Here is a 22,601-nt window from a genome sequence, read left to right as displayed (position 1 = left end):
AGGCATCAATTGTCTGAATAGTTTACAGGATGCTCCTGAAGTTCACCTGAATGTTTACCGTTTATTCACATCCCGCGCGGAATTCACTGGGACTGGCGCCGGTGCACTTCTTAAACACGCGAGAGAAATAGAGCTGATCTTCAAAGCCCACGTTGCGTCCGACGGTCGCGATAGGCATCCGGGTGGTGCTGAGCAACAGCTTTGCCTGGCTGATGCGCTGATCCTCACGCCAGCTCAGCACGCTCACGCCAAGCTGCTGGCGGAACAGGTGTGACAGGCGGGACGGCGAAAGACAGACGTGCTGGGCAACGCTGGCGATATCAAACTGGCTGTCGGCCAGATGGTCGCTGATGTACTGGCAGGCGTCGCGGACGCGGTTATCCAGCGGCGGGTTAAGCGACTCGTTGATCGCCTCCATGCGGCGCAGCAGCACCTGCTCAAGCAGGTTGATCGCCAGCAGTTCGGCATAGCGCCCGCCCGCCTGCCCCGCCTCAATAATTTGTGCGAACAGTTCACGAAACTGCGCCAGATGCGCCTCATCCGGACGATAAAAACCCGTTTGCGCGAAAATAGCCGGCCATGAGAGCCACTCCTGCCAGTAGGCGCGCGGACGGAAATAGACCCACTGGTGATACCACTCTTTGGCGTCCGGGTGACGCCCGTAGTGGTGGATCTCCCCCGGCGGGAACAGCAGCATATCGCCCGGTCGGCAAACAAACTGCCGATCGCCGTTTTTTATCACCCCTTCCCCGCGTACGGTCAGGTTCAGAATATACCCTTTCATGCCGAGCGGCCGGTCGACGTAAAAATCGAGATACCCCTCGGCCTCAATTGGCGTCAGCCCCGCCACCAGATGGGCGTTAAATGAGTATCCCGGCAGCAGGGGATCGTTTTGCGGTTCGGCCATAGATTCAGTTCTCCCAAGGGTCCTGAAGGAAACCATTTGTCCATATCGATAAAAGCAGTATAAAAATGGCCTGCGAAAAGATCCAAAAAGCATCACGCCTCTTTTACGTCCGCCATGTTTCAGCCTTTTCCCCTGATTTTTCTGCCGGCACGGGCAGAGAAGCAGTAACAAAAGTGTCTATAAGTGCGGCAGAAATGTCCACATTGAATATTTGCACGGCGTCACACTTTCCGTCGTAACAGCAATTTAGTCCATAAGATTAGCGGATCCTGCCTGACGATTTTTGTCCCCAGTCTCTAATGTTCTTCCATACCTGTTTCGGATGGAGCAACACCATGGCAATTGCAATTGGCCTCGATTTTGGCAGCGACTCGGTTCGCGCGCTGGCAGTGGACTGTACGACTGGCCAGGAGATAGCAACCAGCGTTGAGTGGTATCCGCGCTGGCAAGAGGGGCGCTACTGCGACGCGCCAAACAACCAGTTCCGTCACCACCCGCGCGATTACATTGAATCGATGGAAGCGGCGATCAAAACCGTGCTGGCTGAACTGACTGACGCCCAGCGGGCCGACGTCGTGGGGATTGGCGTCGACAGCACCGGTTCAACGCCAGCTCCGATGGACGCTGAAGGCCGCGTGCTGGCGCTGCGCCCGGAGTTTGCCGACAACCCGAACGCCATGTTCGTGCTTTGGAAAGACCATACCGCCGTGGAAGAGGCGGAAGCCATCACCCGCTTATGCCATCAGCCGGGCAAAACCGACTACTCGCGCTACATCGGCGGCATCTACTCCAGCGAATGGTTCTGGGCCAAAATCCTGCACGTTACCCGCGCGGACGCTTCGGTCGCCCAGGCCGCGGCATCATGGATTGAGCTGTGCGACTGGGTTCCCGCCCTGCTCTCCGGCACCACTCGCCCGCAGGATATCCGCCGCGGCCGCTGCAGCGCCGGGCATAAATCCCTGTGGCATGAAGGCTGGGGCGGTCTTCCTCCGGCAGCGTTCTTCGATGAACTTGACCCGATCATCAACAAAAATCTGAAATACCCGCTCTTTACCGACACCTTCACCGCCGATATTCCGGTCGGCACGCTCTGCGAAGAGTGGGCGACGCGTCTCGGCCTGCCGCAAAACGTGACCATTTCCGGCGGCGCGTTCGACTGCCACATGGGTGCCGTGGGCGCGGGTGCGCAGCCTAACACGCTGGTGAAAGTAATCGGCACCTCCACCTGCGACATTCTGACGGCAGATAAAGCCAGCGTCGGCGACCGCGCGGTGAAAGGGATCTGCGGCCAGGTTGACGGCAGCGTGGTGCCAGATTTTATCGGCCTCGAAGCCGGTCAGTCCGCGTTTGGCGATATCTACGCCTGGTTTGGCCGGGTGCTCGGCTGGCCGCTGGATCAGCTGGCTGCCGCGCATCCTGAGCTGAAAACGCAGATTACCGCGAGCAAAAAACAGCTCCTGCCGCAGCTCACCGAAGCCTGGGCAAAAAATCCGTCTCTCGACCACCTGCCGGTGGTGCTGGACTGGTTTAACGGTCGCCGCACGCCGTTTGCCAACCAGCGCCTGAAAGGGGTGATTACCGATCTCAACCTGGCGACCGATGCCCCGGCGCTGTTCGGCGGTCTTATTGCCGCCACCGCGTTCGGCGCGCGCGCCATTATGGAGTGCTTCACCGAACAGGGCATCGACGTGAACAACGTGATGGCGCTGGGCGGTATCGCCCGTAAAAACCCGGTGATTATGCAGGCCTGCTGCGACGTGCTGAACCGTCCGCTGCAGATTGTGGCCTCCGATCAGTGCTGCGCGCTGGGCGCCGCGATTTTCGCTGCCGTGGCCGCAGGCGTTCATGCGGATATCCCGACCGCGCAGCAGCACATGGCAAGCGCCGTCGAAAACACGCTCCAGCCGCGTGTCCAGCAGGCACAACGCTTTGAACAGCTTTATCAGCGCTACCAGCAATGGGCAAAAAGCGCCGAGCTTCACTATCTCCCTGTCGCCGCCCCGGCCAAAAGCACCGCGGACACTACGGCAACCCTGACCCATTAAGGACACGATGATGACCATTTTTAATAATTATGAAGTGTGGTTTGTGATTGGCAGCCAGCATCTGTACGGACCGGAAGCGCTGCAGCAGGTAACGAAACACGCGGAGCACGTGGTTAACGCGCTGAACGCGGAAGCCAAACTGCCATGCAAACTGGTGCTGAAGCCGCTGGGTACGACGCCGGACGAAATCACCAATATCTGCCGTGACGCCAACTACGACGACAAATGCGCCGGCCTGGTCGTGTGGCTGCACACTTTCTCACCGGCCAAAATGTGGATCAACGGCCTGGCAATCCTCAACAAACCGCTGCTGCAGTTCCACACTCAGTTCAATGCCTCCCTGCCGTGGGACAGCATCGACATGGACTTCATGAACCTGAACCAGACCGCGCACGGCGGCCGCGAGTTCGGCTTCATCGGCGCGCGCATGCGCCAGCAGCACGCTGTGGTCACCGGCCACTGGCAGGACGGCAAGGCGCAACAGCGTATCGGCTCCTGGATGCGTCAGGCGGTCTCTAAGCAGGATACCCGTCACCTGAAAGTGGTGCGTTTCGGCGACAACATGCGTGAAGTGGCGGTGACCGACGGCGATAAAGTCGCGGCGCAGATCAAGTTCGGCTTCTCCGTGAATACCTGGGCGGTGGGCGACCTGGTGCAGGTGGTGAATGACATCAGCGACAGCGACGTGAGCGCGCTGGTGGACGAGTACGAAAGCAGCTACCGCCTGACGCCTGCGGCGCAAATCAACGGCGACAAGCGCCAGAACGTGCTGGATGCCGCACGCATTGAGCTGGGCATGAAGCGTTTTCTGGAACAGGGCGGCTTCCACGCCTTTACCACTACATTTGAAGACCTGCACGGCCTTAAACAGCTGCCGGGTCTGGCCGTACAACGTCTGATGCAGCAGGGCTACGGCTTTGCGGGTGAAGGCGACTGGAAAACTGCCGCTCTGCTTCGCATCATGAAGGTGATGTCGACCGGTCTGCAGGGCGGCACCTCCTTTATGGAGGACTACACCTACCACTTCGAGAACGGCAACGATCTGGTGCTCGGTTCGCACATGCTGGAAGTGTGTCCCTCCATCGCGGTTGAAGAGAAACCGATCCTTGACGTGCAGTACCTCGGCATCGGCGGCAAAGCGGATCCGGCCCGTCTGATTTTCAACACCCGTACCGGTCCGGCCATCAACGCCAGCCTGATCGACCTCGGCGACCGCTTCCGCCTGCTGGTGAACTGCGTCGATGCGGTTGAAACCCCGCACTCTCTGCCGAAGCTGCCGGTCGCCAATGCCCTGTGGAAAGCGCAGCCGGACCTGCCAACCGCGTCAGAGGCGTGGATCCTGGCGGGTGGCGCGCACCACACCGTCTTCAGCCACGCGCTGGACCTGAACGATATGCGCCAGTTTGCCGAGCTGCACGATATCGAGCTGACCGTGATTGATAACGACACCCGTCTGCCAGCCTTTAAAGACGCGCTGCGCTGGAACGAAGTCTATTACGGTTCAAAACGCTAAGTACGTAATGCCCGGTGGCGCTGCGCTCGCCGGGCAGGGAGACAACGATGTTAGAAGATCTCAAACGTCAGGTACTTGAAGCCAACCTGGCGCTGCCAAAACATAACCTGGTGACCCTGACCTGGGGCAACGTCAGCGCCGTTGACCGGGATAAAGGGGTATTCGTGATCAAGCCTTCGGGCGTGGATTACACGGTGATGACCGCAGAGGATATGGTCGTGGTCAGCATCGAAACGGGTGAAGTGGTGGAAGGTAACAAAAAACCGTCATCCGATACGCCCACCCACCGTCTGCTGTATCAGTCCTTCCCGACTATCGGCGGCATCGTGCATACCCACTCGCGTCACGCGACCATCTGGGCGCAGGCGGGCCAGTCCATTCCGGCCACCGGCACCACCCACGCGGACTACTTTTACGGCACCATTCCCTGCACGCGTCTGATGACCGATGCGGAGATTAACGGTGAGTACGAATGGGAAACCGGGAACGTGATCGTCGAAACCTTTGAAAAACAGGGGATCGACGCGGCGCAAATGCCCGGCGTACTGGTGCATTCCCACGGCCCGTTTGCCTGGGGTAAAAACGCGCAAGACGCGGTGCATAACGCAATAGTGCTGGAGGAAATCGCCTACATGGGGATCTTCTGCCGCCAGCTGGCACCGCAGTTGCCGGATATGCAGCAAACCCTGCTGGATAAACACTACCTGCGCAAGCACGGCGCGAAGGCCTATTACGGACAATAAACTGTATATATCCCCAGCATAAAACATTCAACCAGGCTATAATCAGGCCTGGTTTTGTTTTTGGGATAACGGCGTGGCACAGGCGCAAGAAGGCTTTTTACTGACCCGACACTGGCGGGATACCCCTCAGGGCACCGAGGTTGCGTTCTGGCTGGCGACAGATAACGGCCCGCTGCACGTTACGCTTCCTCCTCAGGAATCCGTGGCGTTTATCCCTGAACATTACGTCGAGAAGGTAAAACAACTGCTGCGCGATGAGAACGGCTGGCGCCTCACGCCTCTTGAGCTAAAAGATTTCCATCGTCAGCCGGTGTATGGCCTTTACTGCCGCGCCCACCGCCAGCTGATGCGCTACGAAAAACTGCTGCGCGAAGCGGGCGTGACGCTCTACGAAGCGGACATTCGTCCGCCGGAACGCTTTCTGATGGAGCGGTTTATTACCGCCCCCGTCTGGGTTGACGGCGCTGAGCAAAACGGCACCCTTATCAACGCTCGCCTGAAGCCTAATCCGCATTATCGCCCCCCGCTAAAGTGGGTTTCCCTGGATATCGAAACCACCCGCCACGGCGAACTGTACTGCATCGGCCTGGAAGGCTGCGGGCAGCGGGTTGTCTATATGCTCGGACCGCCGAACGGCGATGCGTCCGCGCTCGATTTTCAGCTTGAGTACGTCAACAGCCGACCGCAGCTGCTGGAGAAGCTTAACCAGTGGTTTGCCGAGCACGACCCGGACGTGCTGATCGGCTGGAACGTGGTGCAGTTTGACCTGCGCGTACTGCAAAAACACGCAGAGCGGTATCGCATCCCACTGATGCTCGGGCGCGGAAATACGGAGCTGGAGTGGCGTGAGCACGGCTTTAAGAACGGCGTGTTCTTTGCGCAGGCCAACGGCCGCCTGATTATCGACGGCATCGAGGCGCTGAAATCCGCGTTCTGGAATTTCTCCTCCTTCTCTCTGGAAGCGGTAGCGCAGGAATTGCTCGGTGAAGGCAAATCCATCGACAATCCGTGGGACCGCATGGACGAGATTGACCGGCGCTTCAACGAAGACAAACCGGCGCTCGCCACCTATAACCTGAAAGACTGCGAGTTGGTGACGCAGATATTCCACAAAACCGAGATCATGCCGTTCCTGCTGGAGCGCGCGACGGTAAATGGCCTCGCGGCTGACAGGCACGGCGGCTCGGTAGCCGCCTTTAGCCACCTCTATTTCCCACGAATGCACCGTGCGGGCTATGTTGCGCCCAACCTCGGGGACGTACCGCCGCAGGCCAGCCCCGGCGGCTACGTGATGGACTCCCGCCCAGGACTGTATGATTCGGTTCTGGTGCTGGACTACAAAAGCCTCTACCCGTCAATTATCCGCACTTTCCTTATTGACCCGGTGGGGCTGGTGGAGGGGATGGCGCAGCCAGACGACGCGCACAGCACCGAAGGTTTTCTCGGAGCACGCTTCTCGCGCGAAAAACACTGTCTGCCGGAGATTGTGGGAAACATCTGGCACGGCCGCGACGAGGCGAAACGTCATGGCAACAAGCCGCTCTCGCAGGCCCTGAAAATTATTATGAACGCTTTCTACGGCGTGCTGGGTACCAGCGCCTGCCGCTTCTTCGATCCGCGTCTGGCGTCGTCCATCACCATGCGCGGACACGACATCATGCGTCAGACCAAAGCGCTGATTGAATCCCGGGGCTATGACGTTATCTACGGCGACACGGATTCAACCTTTGTGTGGCTTAAGGGCGCACATTCAGAAGACGACGCCTCACGAATCGGCAAAGAACTGGTGGCCTTCGTAAACGACTGGTGGCAGGAACATTTGCAAAAAGAGCGGTTAACCAGCGCATTAGAACTGGAATTTGAAACCCATTTTGCCCGCTTTTTAATGCCCACCATCCGCGGTACTGACCAGGGCAGCAAGAAGCGCTACGCCGGGCTGATCCAGGAGGGTGAAAAGCAGAGAATGGTGTTTAAGGGGCTGGAGACGGTGCGCACTGACTGGACGCCGCTGGCCCAGCAGTTCCAGAAGACGCTCTATCTGCGGATCTTCCGCAACGAGCCCTATCAGGACTACATCCGCGAAACCATCGCCAGCCTGATGGCCGGCGAGCTGGATGACCAGCTGGTGTATCGCAAGCGCCTGCGCCGCCCGCTGGCGGAGTACCAGCGCAACGTCCCGCCCCACGTGCGCGCCGCGCGCCTGGCGGACGAAGAGAATGTACGCCGGGGCCGCGCGCCGCAGTATCAGAACCGGGGGACGATAAAATACGTCTGGACAACGAACGGGCCGGAGCCCGTTGATTACCAGCAGTCGCCTCTCGATTACGATCACTACCTGACCCGCCAGCTTCAGCCGGTTGCGGAGGGAATTTTACCGTTCATCGACGACGATTTTGCTACACTTGTGACAGGGCAACTTGGCCTATTTTGACGCGTGACGAAATGGCTGCCATCCAGTACCATAGCGCCCTTTCCATTCCCGGACCCATTTTTCGATGACCGTCTTTTTTGACGGGGGTCGAACTATTGCCTGCAATTAAAGATTAGAGCCGAACAACTATGCCTTTTACACTTGGTCAACGCTGGATCAGCGATACAGAAAGCGAACTTGGATTAGGAACCGTCGTTGCCGTTGATGCGCGCATGGTTACCCTCCTCTTCCCTGCTACCGGTGAAAACCGCCTGTACGCTCGCAATGACTCCCCTGTGACCCGCGTAATGTTCAATCCGGGCGACACCGTGACCAGCCACGAAGGCTGGCAGCTAAAGGTTGAAGACGTAAAAGAAGAGAATGGACTGCTCGCCTACATCGGAACGCGTCTTGATACCGACGAGACGAACGTCATCCTGCGTGAAGTACTGCTCGACAGCAAACTGGTGTTCAGCAAGCCGCAGGACCGCCTGTTTGCCGGGCAAATCGACCGTATGGATCGCTTCTCCCTGCGCTACCGCGCGCGTAAGTTCCAGAGCGAACAGTACCGCATGCCGTGGAGTGGCCTGCGCGGTCAGCGCACCAGCCTGATCCCCCACCAACTGAATATCGCCCATGACGTGGGCCGTCGCCATGCGCCCCGCGTACTGCTTGCCGACGAAGTGGGCCTGGGCAAAACCATCGAAGCAGGCATGATCCTGCACCAGCAATTGCTCTCTGGCGCTGCCGAGCGCGTGCTGATTGTCGTGCCTGAAACCCTCCAGCACCAGTGGCTGGTGGAGATGCTGCGCCGCTTTAACCTGCGCTTCTCCCTGTTCGACGACGAGCGCTATGCCGAAGCGCAGCACGACGCGGACAACCCGTTTGAAACCGAACAGCTGGTGATCTGCTCGCTGGATTTCGTGCGCCGCAGCAAGCAGCGCCTTGAGCATCTGTGCGATGCCGAATGGGACCTGATGGTCGTCGACGAAGCGCACCACCTGGTGTGGAGCGAAGATGCCCCAAGCCGCGAATATATGGCGATTGAACAGCTTGCCGAGCGCGTGCCCGGCGTCCTGCTGCTGACCGCTACGCCGGAACAGCTGGGTCTGGAAAGCCACTTCGCCCGTCTGCGCCTGCTCGATCCAAACCGTTTCCACGATTTCGAGCAGTTTGTGGAAGAACAGAATAACTACCGTCCGGTCGCGGATGCCGTCGCCCTGCTGCTGGCGGGCAAGCGTCTTTCTAATGACGAACTCAACACCCTGAGCGATCTGATCGGCGAGCAGGATATCGAGCCGCTTTTGCAGGCCGCGAACAGCGACGGCGACAACGCGGAATCCGCGCGTAAAGAGCTGATCGACATGCTGATGGACCGTCACGGCACCAGCCGCGTGCTGTTCCGCAACACCCGTAACGGCGTGAAAGGGTTCCCGAAACGCGAACTGCACACCATCAAGCTCCCGCTGCCGACGCAGTATCAGACGGCGATTAAAGTCTCCGGCATTATGGGCGCGCGCAAAACTCAGGAAGAGCGCGCGCGTGACATGCTCTATCCGGAACAGATTTATCAGGAATTTGAAGGCGATACCGGCACCTGGTGGAACTTCGACCCGCGCGTGGAGTGGCTGATGGGCTACCTGACCGCGCACCGCTCCCAGAAAGTGCTGGTGATCTGCGCCAAAGCTGCCACCGCGCTGCAGCTGGAACAGGTTCTGCGCGAGCGCGAAGGCATTCGTGCCGCCGTGTTCCACGAAGGCATGTCCATCGTCGAGCGCGACCGCGCGGCGGCGTGGTTCAGTGAAGAGGACAGCGGCGCGCAGGTGATGCTGTGCTCCGAAATCGGTTCTGAAGGGCGTAACTTCCAGTTCGCCAGCAATCTGGTGATGTTCGATCTGCCGTTCAACCCGGATCTGCTGGAGCAGCGTATCGGCCGTCTGGATCGTATCGGCCAGGCGCATGATATTCAGATCCACGTGCCGTACCTGGAAAAAACCGCTCAGTCGGTACTGGTGCGCTGGTTCCACGAAGGTCTGGATGCGTTTGAGCATACCTGCCCAACGGGCCGCACCATTTATGACCAGGTGCATGGCGATCTGATCGGTTACCTGGCCGCGCCGGAAAATACCGACGGTTTTGACGATCTGATTAAATCCTGCCGCGAGAAACATGAAGCGCTGAAGGCGCAGCTTGAACAGGGGCGCGACCGCCTGCTGGAGATCCACTCCAACGGTGGCGAAAAAGCGCAGGCGCTTGCCGAGAGCATTGAAGAACAAGATGACGACACCAGCCTGATCGGCTTTTCCATGAACCTGTTCGACATTGTCGGGATTAACCAGGACGATCGTGGCGAGAACCTGATCGTGTTAACCCCGTCAGACCACATGCTGGTGCCCGATTTCCCGGGCCTGCCGGAAGATGGCTGTACCATCACCTTCGAGCGTGACGTGGCGCTGTCCCGCGAAGATGCTCAGTTCATCACCTGGGAACACCCGCTGATCCGCAACGGGCTGGATCTGATCCTCTCCGGTGATACCGGCAGCAGCACCATCTCCCTGTTGAAAAACAAGGCGCTGCCCGTAGGCACGCTGCTACTGGAGCTGATCTATGTTGTGGAAGCGCAGGCGCCGAAACAGCTGCAGCTCAACCGCTTCCTGCCGCCAACGCCGGTGCGTTTGCTGCTGGATAAAAACGGTACGAACCTGGCAGGACAGGTGGAGTTCGAAAGCTTCAACCGCCAGCTGAGCGCGGTGAACCGCCATACCGGCAGCAAGCTGGTGAACGCGGTCCAGCAGGACGTGCACGCCATTCTCCAGCAGGGCGAAATCCAGATCGAAAAAGCGGCCCGAGACCTGATTGACGCCGCGCGCAATGAAGCCGACGAGAAACTGTCTGCCGAGCTGTCCCGTCTGGAAGCGTTAAAAGCGGTCAACCCGAACATCCGCGACGACGAACTGGCGGCAATTGAAAGCAACCGTCAGCAGGTGCTGGAAAGCCTGAATCAGGCGGGATGGCGTCTCGATGCCCTGCGTCTTATCGTTGTGACGCATCAGTAAACGGAGCGCAAGATGGTGATGGAGCCGTATAATCCGCCGCAGGATCCCTGGCTGGTCATTCTGTATCAGGATGAACACATTATGGTGGTCAACAAGCCCAGCGGCCTGTTGTCCGTGCCGGGCCGTCTGGATGAGCACAAGGACAGCGTGATGACGCGCATTCAGCGCGATTATCCGCAGGCCGAGTCCGTACATCGCCTGGACATGGCCACCAGCGGCGTGATTGTGATGGCGCTGAATAAAGCGGCGGAGCGCGAGCTGAAGCGTCAGTTCCGCGAGCGCGAGCCGAAGAAGCAGTATGTTGCCCGCGTCTGGGGCCACCCGGCGCAGGCGGAAGGGCTGGTGGATTTACCGCTGATTTGCGACTGGCCGAACAGGCCAAAGCAGAAGGTGTGTTATGAAACCGGCAAGGCCGCGCAAACCGAATATGAAGTGCTGGAGTACGCACCGGATAATACTGCGCGCGTCCTGCTTAAGCCGATTACCGGACGTTCACACCAGCTGCGCGTGCATATGCTTGCGCTGGGTCACCCGATTCTGGGTGACCGCTTCTACGCCCCGCCAGAGGCCCTGGCGTTAGCGCCACGCCTGCAGCTCCATGCGCAGACGCTCACCATCACCCACCCTACTTTCGGTAACGCGATGACGTTTAAAGCCCCGGTGGACTTCTGAAAAAAAAGCCCGACATTGTCGGGCTTTTTCTTATTTGAAACCTTTCTTCTCTTTAATGAGCTCGTACGCCTTCTGGATTTCCTGCGCTTTTTGCTTCGCCATCTCCATCATTTCCGGCGGTAAACCTTTCGCCACCAGCTTGTCAGGATGATGCTCGCTCATCAGCTTACGGTAGGCACGTTTAATCGTGGTTTGATCGTCCGTGGGCTTCACGCCAAGCACGTTGCAGGCATCTTCCAGCGTCGGGCCACGCTGCGCCTGCTGCCATGCACCGCCGGAAGACTGCTGGTGATAGCCGCCGCCAAACTGGGCGCCGCCCTGCATCATGCGCAGGAACTGGTCAAACTGCATACGGGAGATACCCAGCTCTTCCGCAATAACGTACAGGACATCGCGTTCATTGGGGTGAAGCGAGCCGTCGGCAAACGCCGCCTGGATTTGGATTTCCAGAAACATCCGAATTAAATCAAAACGTCCGAAGCAAATGCTGCGGAACTGGCGCATCTTTTCACGCAGCGGATAGTTATCCGATTTACCGATGCGAAACGCATTCTGCGCCGCCAGGCGGGACTCACCATGCAGGTTCATGCGATCCATAAAAACGCTGGCAATCTGAATATCCGCTTCGGTCACGCGGCCTTTGGATTTGGTTAAGTGCCCCATGACCTCAAAGGTGGTGGAGAAAAAGAGCGACTGGCGCTCGCGCTGATTGGCAAACCAGGCCATTTTGCGGCTGCGTGCCTTATCAAACATATGGCCAATGATAAGCCCAAGCACAATTCCCCAGAACCCGGCACCCATGATGATGGCGAACGCAACGCCGATTATTTTACCCCAATACTGCATATACTCCCCGGATAGTCATATTCCCTGCCGACGCAACGTCATCATCACAGTGTTCAAGCCACGGTCAATTGAAGGACATCGCCTATAATTTGCTTTATCATACTCGTCATTCGATAGCGAGCCTAACACTCTGGCGCGCAAACGGGCAGGATTAACGCTGGTACTGCGCTGATGAGTAAGATAGTCTCTGAGCGTTTGTAAGCCGTAGCCACTGATGACGGAACAATAAAATATAACGTATGAAAAAACGTATCCCCACCCTCCTGGCCACAATGATTGGCTCCGCCCTGTACAGTCAACAGGGGCTGGCGGCCGATCTCGCCTCGCAGTGTATGCTTGGCGTCCCAAGTTATAATCGCCCACTGGTGGAGGGCGATACAAATAGCTTGCCGGTAACCATTACTGCCGATAGCTCCAAAGGTACTTATCCTGACAATGCCACGTTTACGGGCAATGTGGATATTAACCAGGGCAATAGCCGCCTGCAGGCTGATGAAGTGCAGTTGCACCAGAAGCAGCCGCAAGGCGCGGTCGAGCCGGTACGAACGGTGGATGCGCTGGGTAATGTGCACTATGACGACAATCAGGTCATCCTGAAAGGTCCGAAAGCCTGGTCAAACCTGAATACCAAAGATACTAACGTCTGGGAAGGTGATTACCAGATGGTGGGTCGCCAGGGACGCGGTAAAGCGGACCTGATGAAACAGCGCGGTGAAAACCGCTATACGATTCTGGAGAATGGCTCCTTTACATCATGTCTGCCGGGTTCAAATACCTGGAGCGTGGTCGGGAGCGAAGTTATCCATGACCGTGAAGAGCAGGTCGCAGAGATCTGGAACGCACGCTTTAAGCTGGGTCCGGTGCCGGTATTCTACAGCCCTTATCTCCAGCTTCCCGTGGGTGACAAGCGTCGCTCGGGCTTCCTGATCCCGAATGCCAAATACAGCACCTCGAACTACTTTGAGTTCTACCTGCCGTATTACTGGAACATCGCGCCCAACATGGACGCCACGATCACGCCGCACTATATTCACAAGCGCGGCAACATCATGTGGGAAAACGAGTTCCGCTATCTGACTCAGGCCGGTGCTGGCCTGATGGAGCTGGATTATCTGCCGTCGGATAAGGTCTTCCAGGATGAGCATCCTACAGAAGGCGATAAACACCGCTGGCTATTCTACTGGCAGCATGCCGGAGTGATGGATCAGGTGTGGCGCTTTAACGTTGACTATACCAAAGTCAGCGACTCATCTTATTTTAACGACTTCTCGTCTAAATACGGTTCGAGCACGGATGGCTATGCCACGCAGAAGTTCAGCGTAGGCTATGCGGTGCAGAACTTTGATGCAACCGTCTCAACCAAACAGTTCCAGGTATTCTCTGACCAGTCCACGCCTACCTATGGTGCAGAGCCGCAGCTGGACGTTAACTGGTATCAGAATAATGTAGGTCCATTCGACACCCGGGTTTACGCTCAGGCGGTACATTTCGTGAACACGGATTCGGACATGCCGGAAGCTACGCGTGTTCACCTGGAGCCGACGATCAATCTGCCGTGGTCTAACGACTGGGCAAGCCTGAATACCGAAGCCAAGCTGATGGCGACCCACTATCAGCAAAAAAATGTTGATAATTACAACACCACGAACAATGCGCATCTGGAAGAGTCGGTTAACCGAACGCTCCCGCAGTTCAAAATGGACGGGAAGCTGATCTTCGAGCGTGATATGGGCCTGCTCGCGGATGGTTATACCCAGACGCTTGAACCGCGTATGCAGTATTTGTACGTGCCGTATCGCGATCAGAGCAATATTCAAAACTACGACTCGTCTTTGCTGCAGTCTGACTACAGCGGCCTATTCCGCGATCGTACTTACGGCGGTCTGGACCGTATCGCATCCGCTAACCAGTTAACGACCGGCGTCACAACACGCGTTTATGATGATGCCGCCGTTGAACGTTTTAACGTTTCTGTTGGTCAAATCTACTATTTCACCGAGTCTCGCACCGGCGATGACAACATTCAGTGGGAGAAAGACAACAAAACGGGATCGCTGGTATGGGCGGGAGATACCTACTGGCGTATGACGGATCGCTGGGGTCTGCGTGGCGGAGTGCAATATGATACTCGTCTCGACAATATTGCTAATAGTAGTGCGGCTATAGAGTATCGTCGTGATGAAGATCGTATGATTCAACTAAGCTATCGCTACGCTAGCCCGGAATACATTCAGGCGACGCTTCCGAAGAGTAACGATCAGAACAGCATTAATTACTGGAAACTACCGCAATATTCAGACGGAATTTCTCAGGTTGGTGCGGTAGCTAGCTGGCCTATCGCCGACCGCTGGTCAATCGTAGGCGCTTACTACTTTGACACCAACGCGAATAAGCCAGCGGACCAGATGGTAGGTCTGCAATATAACTCCTGCTGTTACGCGCTGCGCGTCGGTTACGAGCGTAAGCTTAACGGCTGGGACACTGTAAACAATCAGAGCAAATACGATAACGTGATTGGCTTTAATGTCGAACTGCGCGGCCTGAGCTCCAACTACGGCTTAGGCACGCATCAGATGCTGCGTTCGAACATTCTGCCGTACAGTAGTTCTTTGTAATGTGCTTGATTTACAACGTAATCCGCTTTGCGGTTAATTGAAATGGAAAAAGTATGAAGAACTGGAAAACGCTGCTGCTTGGTGTCGCTATGGTTGCGAATACCAGCTTCGCGGCCCCCCAGGTTGTTGATAAGGTCGCCGCTGTCGTTAACAACGGCGTCGTGCTCGAAAGTGACGTTGATGGTCTGATGAAATCCGTGAAGCTCAATTCGGGCGAAGCGGGTCAGCAACTTCCGGATGACGCCACGCTGCGCCACCAAATCCTGGAGCGTCTGATCATGGATCAGATTATCCTGCAGATGGGTCAGAAAATGGGCGTGAAGGTGACCGACGAGCAGCTCGATCAGGCTATCGCTAACATTGCAAAGCAGAACAACATGTCGCCGGACCAGATGCGCAGCCGTCTGGCCTATGACGGCATCAGCTACGCTACCTACCGTAACCAGATCCGTAAAGAGATGCTGATCTCGGAAGTGCGTAATAATGAAGTCCGTCGCCGCGTCACCATCCTGCCTCAGGAAGTGGATGCGCTGGCAAAACAGGTGGGCAACCAGAACGATGCGAGCACAGAGCTGAACCTGAGCCACATTCTGATCCCACTGCCAGAGAACCCAACGTCAGATCAAGCTGCTGAAGCAGAAAGTCAGGCACGTTCAATTGTCGACCAGGCGCGTAACGGCGGCGACTTTGGCAAGCTGGCTATCACCTACTCTGCTGACCAACAGGCCCTGAAAGGCGGCCAGATGGGCTGGGGACGTATCCAGGAGCTGCCATCTATCTTTGCTCAGGCGCTGAGCACGGCGAAGAAAGGCGATATTGTCGGTCCAATCCGTTCAGGGGTGGGCTTCCACATTCTGAAAGTGAACGATCTGCGCGGTCAGAGCCAGAATATCTCCGTGACTGAAGTTCACGCTCGCCACATTCTGCTGAAGCCGTCACCGATCATGACTGACGATCAGGCGCGTGCGAAGCTGGAGCAAATTGCCGCAGATATTAAGAGCGGTAAAACGTCGTTTGCCAATGCAGCGAAAGAGTTCTCTCAGGATCCTGGCTCTGCGAACCAGGGAGGCGATCTGGGCTGGGCGGCTGCGGACATTTACGATCCTGCCTTCCGCGATGCGCTGATGAAGCTGAATAAAGGCCAGATCAGTGCCCCGGTTCACTCTTCATTTGGCTGGCATCTGATCGAGCTGATGGACACCCGCAACGTGGACAAAACGGATGCGGCGCAGAAAGACAGAGCCTATCGTATGCTGTTTAACCGTAAGTTCTCCGAAGAAGCGGCAACCTGGATGCAGGAACAGCGCGCCAGTGCTTACGTGAAAGTCCTGAGCAACTAATGAAACAGCATCGTGTTGTTATCACTCCCGGCGAACCCGCCGGGATTGGGCCTGACCTCGTTGTCCAGCTCGCCCAGCGCAGCTGGCCAGTAGAACTGGTTGTCTGCGCGGATGCAACACTGTTACAAGACCGGGCGAATCTGCTCGGTCTGCCCTTAACGCTCATCCCTTACGTTGAAGGCCAACAGCCCGCACCACAGCAGGCCGGTACGCTCACTCTTCTTTCTGTTCCCCTTCGTACACCCGTTATTCCAGGCCAGCTCAGCACGGAAAATGGCCACTACGTCGTGGAAACCCTTGCCCGCGCCTGCGACGGTTGCCTGAAGGGGGAATTTGCCGCTCTGATCACCGGCCCCGTGCATAAGGGCGTCATCAACGAAGCGGGCATCCCTTTTACAGGGCATACGGAATTCTTCGAAGAGCGCTCGCACAGCCCGAAAGTGGTGATGATGCTGGCGACGGAAGCGATGCGCGTTGCTCTCGTGACCACCCATCTACCGATCAAGGCCATTCCTGATGCCATCACCCCGGAACTGCTGCGGGAGATCATCGGGATCCTGCATCACGACCTGCAAACGAAGTTCGGCATCAAGCGGCCGCACGTTCTGGTCTGCGGCCTGAATCCGCACGCGGGTGAAGGGGGTCACATGGGCACCGAAGAGATCGACACCATTATTCCGGTGCTTGAAGAAATGCGCGCCAAAGGGATGAATCTCAGCGGGCCGCTGCCTGCGGACACCCTTTTCCAGCCAAAATACCTGGATAATGCCGACGCCGTCCTCGCGATGTACCACGATCAGGGTCTGCCCGTGCTAAAATACCAGGGCTTTGGCCGCGGGGTGAATATCACCCTCGGTTTACCCTTTATTCGAACGTCCGTTGACCACGGCACTGCGCTGGATCTGGCAGGCCAGGGGAAAGCGGATGTCGGCAGTTTTATTACGGCGCTTAATCTCGCCATCAAAATGATTGTTAATACTCAATGACTAATCGAGTCCATCAGGGCCACTTAGCCCGTAAACGCTTCGGGCAAAACTTTCTCAACGATCAGTTCGTGATCGACAGCATCGTCTCTGCTATTAATCCGCAGAAGGGTCAGGCTATGGTCGAAATCGGCCCGGGCCTTGCCGCACTGACCGAGCCGGTAGGCGAACGCCTCGACGAGCTGACCGTTATCGAACTGGATCGCGACCTTGCCGCACGCCTGCAAACGCACCCGTTCCTCGGACCAAAGCTGACCATCTATCAGCAGGATGCCATGACCATGAACTTTGGCGAACTGTCGGAAAAAATGGGCCAGCCGCTGCGCGTGTTCGGCAACCTGCCGTATAACATCTCCACGCCGCTAATGTTCCACCTCTTTAGCTATACTGATGCCATTGCCGACATGCACTTCATGTTGCAAAAAGAGGTTGTTAACCGTCTGGTTGCAGGGCCGAACAGTAAAGCGTATGGTCGTTTAAGCGTGATGGCACAATATTACTGCAACGTGATCCCGGTACTCGAAGTACCGCCATCAGCGTTCACGCCGCCACCGAAAGTAGATTCTGCGGTTGTGCGCCTTGTGCCGCACAAAACGAAACCGTATCCGGTTAAAGATCTGCGTGTACTGAGCCGCATCACCACGGAAGCCTTTAACCAGCGCCGTAAAACGATCCGTAACAGTCTGAGCAATTCGTTTACCGTTGAGGTGTTAGCAGAGCTGGGGATCGACCCGGCAATGCGTGCGGAAAACATTTCCGTAGAGCAGTACTGCAAGCTGGCTAATTACATCAGCGAAAATGCGCCGCCGAAGGAGAGTTAAGCCATGATTGATTCGCCCCGCGTATGTGTCCATGTACAAAGCGTCTATGTTGAATCGCAATCCTCGCCGGATGAAGAGCGTTTTGTCTTTGCTTACACCGTGACCATTCGCAATCTGGGGCGGATGCCCGTGCAGCTGCGCGGGCGCTACTGGCTTATCACCAACGGCAATGGCCGCGAAATTGAAGTTCAGGGTGAAGGTGTGGTCGGTGAACAGCCCCACATCGCCCCTGGCGAAGAGTATCAGTACACCAGCGGCGCGGTAATTGAAACGCCGCTGGGTACCATGCAAGGCCATTACGAAATGGTCGACGTCGATGGCAATGTGTTCCGCGTTGCTATTCCTGTGTTCCGTCTCGCCGTAACCACACTCATTCATTAATCTAATGTCTACATATCTGATTGGCGACGTTCACGGTTGCTACGATGAACTGATCGCATTGTTAAAACAGGTCGACTTTACGCCAGGACAGGACACGCTCTGGCTGACGGGCGATTTAGTGGCGCGTGGCCCGGGCTCGCTTGAGGTTTTACGTTTCGTCAAATCTCTGGGCGACAGCGTGCGCATGGTGCTGGGCAATCACGATCTTCACCTGTTGGCCGTATTTGCCGGGATCAGCCGCAACAAACCTAAAGATCGCCTCTCTCCCCTGCTGGATGCGGCAGACGCGGACGAACTGATTAACTGGCTGCGCCGCCAGCCTTTACTGCAGGTCGATGAGGAGAAAAAGCTGGTCATGGCTCATGCCGGGATCACCCCGCAATGGGATCTTGAGACGGCTAAAACCTGCGCGCGTGACGTTGAGGCGGTGCTGGCGAGCGACTCGTACCCCTTCTTCCTTGATGCCATGTACGGCGATATGCCGAATCACTGGAGCGAGGATCTCAGCGGTCTGGCCCGCCTGCGCTTTATTACCAACGCTTTTACGCGCATGCGTTTCTGCTTCCCGAACGGGCAGCTGGACATGTATTCCAAAGAGACGCCGGAAAGCGCGCCTGCCCCGCTCAAACCGTGGTTTGCCATTCCTGGACCCGTGACAAGCGAGTACAACGTCGTCTTTGGCCACTGGGCTGCGCTGGAAGGAAAAGGCACGCCGGACGGGATCTACGGTCTGGATACCGGATGCTGCTGGGGCGGAGAGTTGACCTGCTTACGCTGGGAAGATAAAACTTACTTTGTTCAGCCGTCCAACCGACAGCTGGACTTAGGGGGAAGTGAGGCCGTTGCCTCCTGAATCATTCCCTCTCCCGGGCGGGAGAGGGACATCACTTAACGACGTTCCAGAATCTCGAAGCAGTAGCTGTGGGAGTTCTGTGCATCCGCGTCGTGGAACTCGCTGAATATCGATTCCCACTCGTCCGGATCGTAATCCGGGAAATGGGTGTCCCCTTCCACTTCCGCATCAATGTGGGTCAGATACAGCTTCTGCGCTTTTGGCAGGAACTGCTCATACACGCGGCCGCCGCCGATCACCATGATCTCTTCGGCGTCACCGCAGGCGGCAATCGCTTCATCAACGGACTTAACCCATTCGACGCGATCGTCAGTGCCCGGCTGGCTACTGATAACGATATTCTTACGGCCCGGCAATGGACGACCAATCGACTCCCAGGTCAGGCGGCCCATCACTACCGGCTTGTTTAACGTAGTACGTTTAAACCATGCGAGATCGGCAGGCAGGTTCCACGGCATGGCATTTTCCATACCGATAACGCGGTCCACTGCCAGCGCTGCAATCAGACTGATCATTGAAAATTTCCCGGATGCAAAAAATTGCCGCCACTATACGGAAAGCTTAATCTTTCGTCGACTGGCGGCAGAGTAAAGATACAGAAATTTTTTATTATTGCTGGCAACTCCACTTCACGCGGAAGGTTTACTCTCGGGCTCGTCAGCCGGATCGCCGGTATGCTTGCCCTCTTCCGTGCCCTGCCAGCCATGACGTTGGATCAGCGACAGGTGATTGCGGTCCTCGTTAATGATTTCTGTCAGCATGGCGCTGGTGCGTTTAAACACCGCCGCACGCTCCGTGGCCGAACTTCCCGCCATCGCCGCCATCTCTTCCACCATCCCGGTGTTAAAGCGCCGGAACAGGTCCGCACGTTCGCGCGCTTCATACGCGCCGAGCCCCAGATTCTCCAGCGCCAGGCGGCCAGACTTCAGCGCGCCTTCGAACGTTTCACGCTCCGGCGCCTCTACGCCCGCCTGACGCAGCCGGATGTAATGATCCACATCGCGCGCGCGGGAGATAATGGTCAGCCCCGGAAAATGCTCTTTTACCAGCTCCACCATCTGCATGCTGGTCTCAGGATCGTCAATGGCGTTAATCAATACTTCGGCTTTTGCCGCCCCGGCGGATTCCAGCAGATCGACGCGAGTCGCATCGCCGTAAAACACCTTCATATCAAATTTACGCAGGGTATCGACATGGTCAGGATCGTGATCGAGAATCACCATTTTCACCCCGCTTGACAGCAGTAAACGCCCGACGATCTGCCCGTAGCGACCAAATCCGGCGATGATGACGCGCGGCTGCTCCTCATCGATCTCGTCGGCTTCGCGCTCCTGCTCGCTGCCTGATTTTTCCAGACGCGTCAGCACCACCAGTAGAACAGGCGTTGCCGCCATCGACAGCGCGACCGCCAGCGTCAGCGCTTTCGCCCACTCGGGATCGAGCACGTTTGCCATCTGCGCGGCACCAAAGACCACGAATGCAAATTCGCTCCCCTGACCCAGCAGTACGGCAAACCAGCGGCGCTGCTTGTTCGGCACCTTCAATGGACGCGCAATTAGCCACAGCATCGCCATTTTAATCACCAGGAAACCGACGAGCAGGATGACGATCCGCAGCGGGTGCGTGACCAGCGTGCCGAAGTCGACGGACATCCCTACGCCGATGAAAAACAGCCCCAGCAGCAGCCCTTTGAACGGCTCGATATCGCTTTCCAGGGCGTGACGATATTCAGAGCTCGCCAGCAGAACGCCTGCGAGGAACGCCCCCATTGCCATCGACAGCCCGGCTTCCTCCAGCAGCAAACCAAAGCCAAACACCAGGAACAGCGCCACGGCGCTGAACACTTCGCGCAGGCCTGAACGGGCAACAAACCGCAGTAACGGGCGGGTCACGTAGCGGCCAAGCAGGACCACCAGCGCCAGCGCCCCCACGACTTTTAATGCCGACAGCGCAAACGCCCCCAGCGTCGTGGACGAGCCGCTTGCCGCCAGCAGCGGGATCATCGCCACCAGTGGAATAGCGGCAATATCCTGGAACAGCAGCACCGAGAACGCGCTGCGTCCCATCTGCGAGACCGTCAGATTTCGCTCGTTCATCGCCTGCATGGCGATGGCCGTCGAGGAGAGCGCCAGCGTCATGCCGATAAGCTCCGCCACTTTCCAGTCCATGCCCAACAGGATGCAGAACCCACCGAGCAGCAGGCCGCAGGCCACCATCTGCAGCGCGCCTCCGCCAAATACCGAGGCGCGAAGTTTCCATAACCTCTGCGGATCCAGCTCCAGACCAATCACAAACAGCATCAGCACGACGCCAATTTCAGCGAAATGGAGGATCGCCTCCGCATCCGTTACCAGTCGAAAGCCCCAGGGCCCAATGACGCAGCCCGCAATCAGGTAGCCGAGAACCGACCCCAGCCCCAGACGTACCGCCACCGGCACAATCAGCGCCGCCGCGCCGAGATAAATCAGCGCCTGTATCAGCGTATGGCTATCCATGGTGCGTCTCCTGCCACTCGAGTAAGCGTTGTTTATAATGGCGAGCCTGCGCCTGCAGCGTTTCATCGTCGCAAACAAAGGTGCAATGCATCGCAAAAGGCGGGAGCCAGTTCAGCCCGCAGTAAAGCGCCGTAGCCTGCAGCGGCTGCGCCAGGACGTCAAACCCCGGGAAGGTACCAATATCAAAGTGGCTTTCCCCACCGCCGGTGGTAACCGCCCACATCAGGCTTTTGCCTTTTAGCGCATTGCCGTTGTGGCCGTAAGCCCAGCCGTGGGAGAAGACTTTATCAATCCACAGCTTCAGGAGCGGCGGCGTGCTGTACCACTGCATCGGGTGCTGCCAGACGATCAGATCGGCACGGGAGAGCGCCTCCTGTTCAGCGGCGATATCAATATTAAAATCGGGATAGAGTTGATAGAGGGAACGTATCTCTACGTTTTCGAGCGTCCTTGCCTGCTCAAGCATCCGCTTATTCGCATGCGAGTGCTGCGGATAAGGGTGCGCATAAATTATCAGAATCATTGAGTAGCCTGTTGTTTTACTGCCTTCTTTTAACAAAAGAGTGTAGTCAGTAATTCAACAGGCTAATAGTGAATATTATTGACGGGCTTACGTCAGAATTCTGAATTAGTTATCCAGCTCGCCCATGGATTTCACCTGGTCGCGATTGATCTGTTCAGTTTGACCGGTTTCGGCGTTTTTGTACGACACCAGCCCGGTATCGTCATCCACCTGCGGTTTTCCGTCGGTGACAATCGTTTTGCCATCGGTGGTTTTTACGGCCTGATTGGACGAACAGCCCGCGACGGTAAACATTGCGGTGGCAGCCAGAACGGAAGCGATCAGTAGTTTATTTTGCATGGTGTTTTCCCCTGCTCTCAGTTGAATTTTCGTTATCGACCTAACTATTTTAGGCTAAC

The 22,601-nt window shown here is 57.0% G+C and carries 18 protein-coding genes; 12 read left to right on the top strand and 6 right to left on the bottom strand.

Features of this window, described 5'->3' with window-relative positions:
- Positions 1-61: 61 nt before the first annotated feature.
- Positions 62-907 carry an arabinose operon transcriptional regulator AraC gene (araC, locus tag OKF39_RS04450; RefSeq protein WP_028015490.1) on the bottom strand — a complete coding sequence of 282 codons (846 nt, stop codon included), beginning with the start codon at positions 905-907 and terminating at the stop codon, positions 62-64.
- Between the two features lie 335 nt (positions 908-1,242).
- Here araC and araB point away from each other — a divergent pair, with 335 nt between their 5' ends.
- From araB to rluA, 6 genes are all read left to right on the top strand, one after another.
- Positions 1,243-2,952: a ribulokinase gene (gene araB / locus OKF39_RS04445; RefSeq protein ID WP_479983519.1), complete on the top strand. Its 1,710-nt coding sequence runs from the start codon at positions 1,243-1,245 to the stop codon at positions 2,950-2,952.
- 10 nt (positions 2,953-2,962) lie between these two features.
- Complete coding sequence (gene araA / locus OKF39_RS04440) at positions 2,963-4,465, top strand: L-arabinose isomerase (protein ID WP_479983795.1); 1,503 nt, start codon at positions 2,963-2,965, stop codon at positions 4,463-4,465.
- 47 nt (positions 4,466-4,512) lie between these two features.
- Positions 4,513-5,208: an L-ribulose-5-phosphate 4-epimerase gene (gene araD, locus OKF39_RS04435; protein WP_047367313.1), complete on the top strand. Its 696-nt coding sequence runs from the start codon at positions 4,513-4,515 to the stop codon at positions 5,206-5,208.
- A gap of 73 nt (positions 5,209-5,281) precedes the next feature.
- On the top strand, positions 5,282-7,639 hold the full coding sequence (gene polB, locus OKF39_RS04430) for a DNA polymerase II (protein WP_088204581.1): 2,358 nt from the start codon (positions 5,282-5,284) through the stop codon (positions 7,637-7,639).
- A gap of 128 nt (positions 7,640-7,767) precedes the next feature.
- A complete protein-coding gene (gene rapA, locus OKF39_RS04425) occupies positions 7,768-10,674 on the top strand; it encodes an RNA polymerase-associated protein RapA (protein WP_136343949.1) in 2,907 nt (968 codons plus the stop codon).
- A gap of 12 nt (positions 10,675-10,686) precedes the next feature.
- Complete coding sequence (gene rluA, locus OKF39_RS04420) at positions 10,687-11,346, top strand: bifunctional tRNA pseudouridine(32) synthase/23S rRNA pseudouridine(746) synthase RluA (RefSeq protein ID WP_479983518.1); 660 nt, start codon at positions 10,687-10,689, stop codon at positions 11,344-11,346.
- 30 nt (positions 11,347-11,376) lie between these two features.
- Here the strand turns inward: rluA and djlA are convergent, their stop codons facing one another.
- Positions 11,377-12,192 (bottom strand): co-chaperone DjlA, encoded by an 816-nt coding sequence (gene djlA / locus OKF39_RS04415; protein ID WP_028015483.1) that lies wholly within the window; start codon positions 12,190-12,192, stop codon positions 11,377-11,379.
- A gap of 239 nt (positions 12,193-12,431) precedes the next feature.
- On the opposite strand from djlA, the gene lptD reads away from it, so the two are divergent.
- The 6 genes from lptD to apaH are packed head-to-tail and all read left to right on the top strand — an operon-like array spanning position 12,432 to position 19,185.
- Positions 12,432-14,807, top strand: coding sequence for an LPS assembly protein LptD (gene lptD / locus OKF39_RS04410; RefSeq protein ID WP_479983517.1), 2,376 nt, complete (start codon positions 12,432-12,434; stop codon positions 14,805-14,807).
- 53 nt (positions 14,808-14,860) lie between these two features.
- Positions 14,861-16,147: a peptidylprolyl isomerase SurA gene (gene surA, locus OKF39_RS04405; RefSeq protein WP_028015481.1), complete on the top strand. Its 1,287-nt coding sequence runs from the start codon at positions 14,861-14,863 to the stop codon at positions 16,145-16,147.
- Positions 16,147-17,133 carry a 4-hydroxythreonine-4-phosphate dehydrogenase PdxA gene (gene pdxA / locus OKF39_RS04400; protein WP_059357859.1) on the top strand — a complete coding sequence of 329 codons (987 nt, stop codon included), beginning with the start codon at positions 16,147-16,149 and terminating at the stop codon, positions 17,131-17,133. The genes surA and pdxA overlap by 1 nt, the downstream gene beginning before the upstream one ends.
- Positions 17,130-17,951, top strand: a complete 822-nt coding sequence (gene rsmA / locus OKF39_RS04395; protein WP_028015479.1) for a 16S rRNA (adenine(1518)-N(6)/adenine(1519)-N(6))-dimethyltransferase RsmA — start codon at positions 17,130-17,132, stop codon at positions 17,949-17,951. The genes pdxA and rsmA overlap by 4 nt, the downstream gene beginning before the upstream one ends.
- Positions 17,952-17,954: 3 nt before the next feature.
- Positions 17,955-18,332 carry a Co2+/Mg2+ efflux protein ApaG gene (gene apaG, locus OKF39_RS04390; RefSeq protein ID WP_014882505.1) on the top strand — a complete coding sequence of 126 codons (378 nt, stop codon included), beginning with the start codon at positions 17,955-17,957 and terminating at the stop codon, positions 18,330-18,332.
- A 4-nt stretch (positions 18,333-18,336) separates the two neighbouring features.
- Positions 18,337-19,185 (top strand): bis(5'-nucleosyl)-tetraphosphatase (symmetrical) ApaH, encoded by an 849-nt coding sequence (gene apaH, locus OKF39_RS04385; protein WP_252052085.1) that lies wholly within the window; start codon positions 18,337-18,339, stop codon positions 19,183-19,185.
- 35 nt (positions 19,186-19,220) lie between these two features.
- Here apaH and folA read toward each other — a convergent pair whose 3' ends face one another.
- The 4 genes from folA to OKF39_RS04365 form a co-directional block, all read right to left on the bottom strand.
- On the bottom strand, positions 19,221-19,700 hold the full coding sequence (gene folA, locus OKF39_RS04380) for a type 3 dihydrofolate reductase (protein ID WP_320700731.1): 480 nt from the start codon (positions 19,698-19,700) through the stop codon (positions 19,221-19,223).
- A gap of 114 nt (positions 19,701-19,814) precedes the next feature.
- Entirely contained in the window at positions 19,815-21,680 is a 1,866-nt protein-coding gene (gene kefC / locus OKF39_RS04375; protein WP_479983516.1) for a glutathione-regulated potassium-efflux system protein KefC, read from the bottom strand.
- Positions 21,673-22,203: a glutathione-regulated potassium-efflux system oxidoreductase KefF gene (gene kefF, locus OKF39_RS04370; RefSeq protein ID WP_059355617.1), complete on the bottom strand. Its 531-nt coding sequence runs from the start codon at positions 22,201-22,203 to the stop codon at positions 21,673-21,675. The genes kefC and kefF overlap by 8 nt, the downstream gene beginning before the upstream one ends.
- A 105-nt stretch (positions 22,204-22,308) precedes the next feature.
- On the bottom strand, positions 22,309-22,542 hold the full coding sequence (locus tag OKF39_RS04365) for a YgdI/YgdR family lipoprotein (protein WP_003856439.1): 234 nt from the start codon (positions 22,540-22,542) through the stop codon (positions 22,309-22,311).
- Positions 22,543-22,601 lie beyond the last annotated feature (59 nt).

The sequence above is a fragment of the Enterobacter cloacae complex sp. HYC042_NIDB genome, from assembly GCF_056673315.1.
Note: the sequence above shows the minus strand (reverse complement) of the source record. Positions and strands in the feature narration are given on the sequence as shown.

Coding starts and splice junctions, on each gene's coding strand:
- apaH (WP_252052085.1), top strand. CDS start 18,337: ATGTCTACATATCTGATTGGCGACGTTCACGGTTGCTACGATGAACTG.
- araD (WP_047367313.1), top strand. CDS start 4,513: ATGTTAGAAGATCTCAAACGTCAGGTACTTGAAGCCAACCTGGCGCTG.
- kefC (WP_479983516.1), bottom strand. CDS start 21,680: ATGGATAGCCATACGCTGATACAGGCGCTGATTTATCTCGGCGCGGCG.
- rapA (WP_136343949.1), top strand. CDS start 7,768: ATGCCTTTTACACTTGGTCAACGCTGGATCAGCGATACAGAAAGCGAA.
- surA (WP_028015481.1), top strand. CDS start 14,861: ATGAAGAACTGGAAAACGCTGCTGCTTGGTGTCGCTATGGTTGCGAAT.
- OKF39_RS04365 (WP_003856439.1), bottom strand. CDS start 22,542: ATGCAAAATAAACTACTGATCGCTTCCGTTCTGGCTGCCACCGCAATG.
- araB (WP_479983519.1), top strand. CDS start 1,243: ATGGCAATTGCAATTGGCCTCGATTTTGGCAGCGACTCGGTTCGCGCG.
- folA (WP_320700731.1), bottom strand. CDS start 19,700: ATGATCAGTCTGATTGCAGCGCTGGCAGTGGACCGCGTTATCGGTATG.
- araA (WP_479983795.1), top strand. CDS start 2,963: ATGACCATTTTTAATAATTATGAAGTGTGGTTTGTGATTGGCAGCCAG.
- apaG (WP_014882505.1), top strand. CDS start 17,955: ATGATTGATTCGCCCCGCGTATGTGTCCATGTACAAAGCGTCTATGTT.
- araC (WP_028015490.1), bottom strand. CDS start 907: ATGGCCGAACCGCAAAACGATCCCCTGCTGCCGGGATACTCATTTAAC.
- rsmA (WP_028015479.1), top strand. CDS start 17,130: ATGACTAATCGAGTCCATCAGGGCCACTTAGCCCGTAAACGCTTCGGG.
- rluA (WP_479983518.1), top strand. CDS start 10,687: ATGGTGATGGAGCCGTATAATCCGCCGCAGGATCCCTGGCTGGTCATT.
- djlA (WP_028015483.1), bottom strand. CDS start 12,192: ATGCAGTATTGGGGTAAAATAATCGGCGTTGCGTTCGCCATCATCATG.
- lptD (WP_479983517.1), top strand. CDS start 12,432: ATGAAAAAACGTATCCCCACCCTCCTGGCCACAATGATTGGCTCCGCC.
- kefF (WP_059355617.1), bottom strand. CDS start 22,203: ATGATTCTGATAATTTATGCGCACCCTTATCCGCAGCACTCGCATGCG.
- pdxA (WP_059357859.1), top strand. CDS start 16,147: ATGAAACAGCATCGTGTTGTTATCACTCCCGGCGAACCCGCCGGGATT.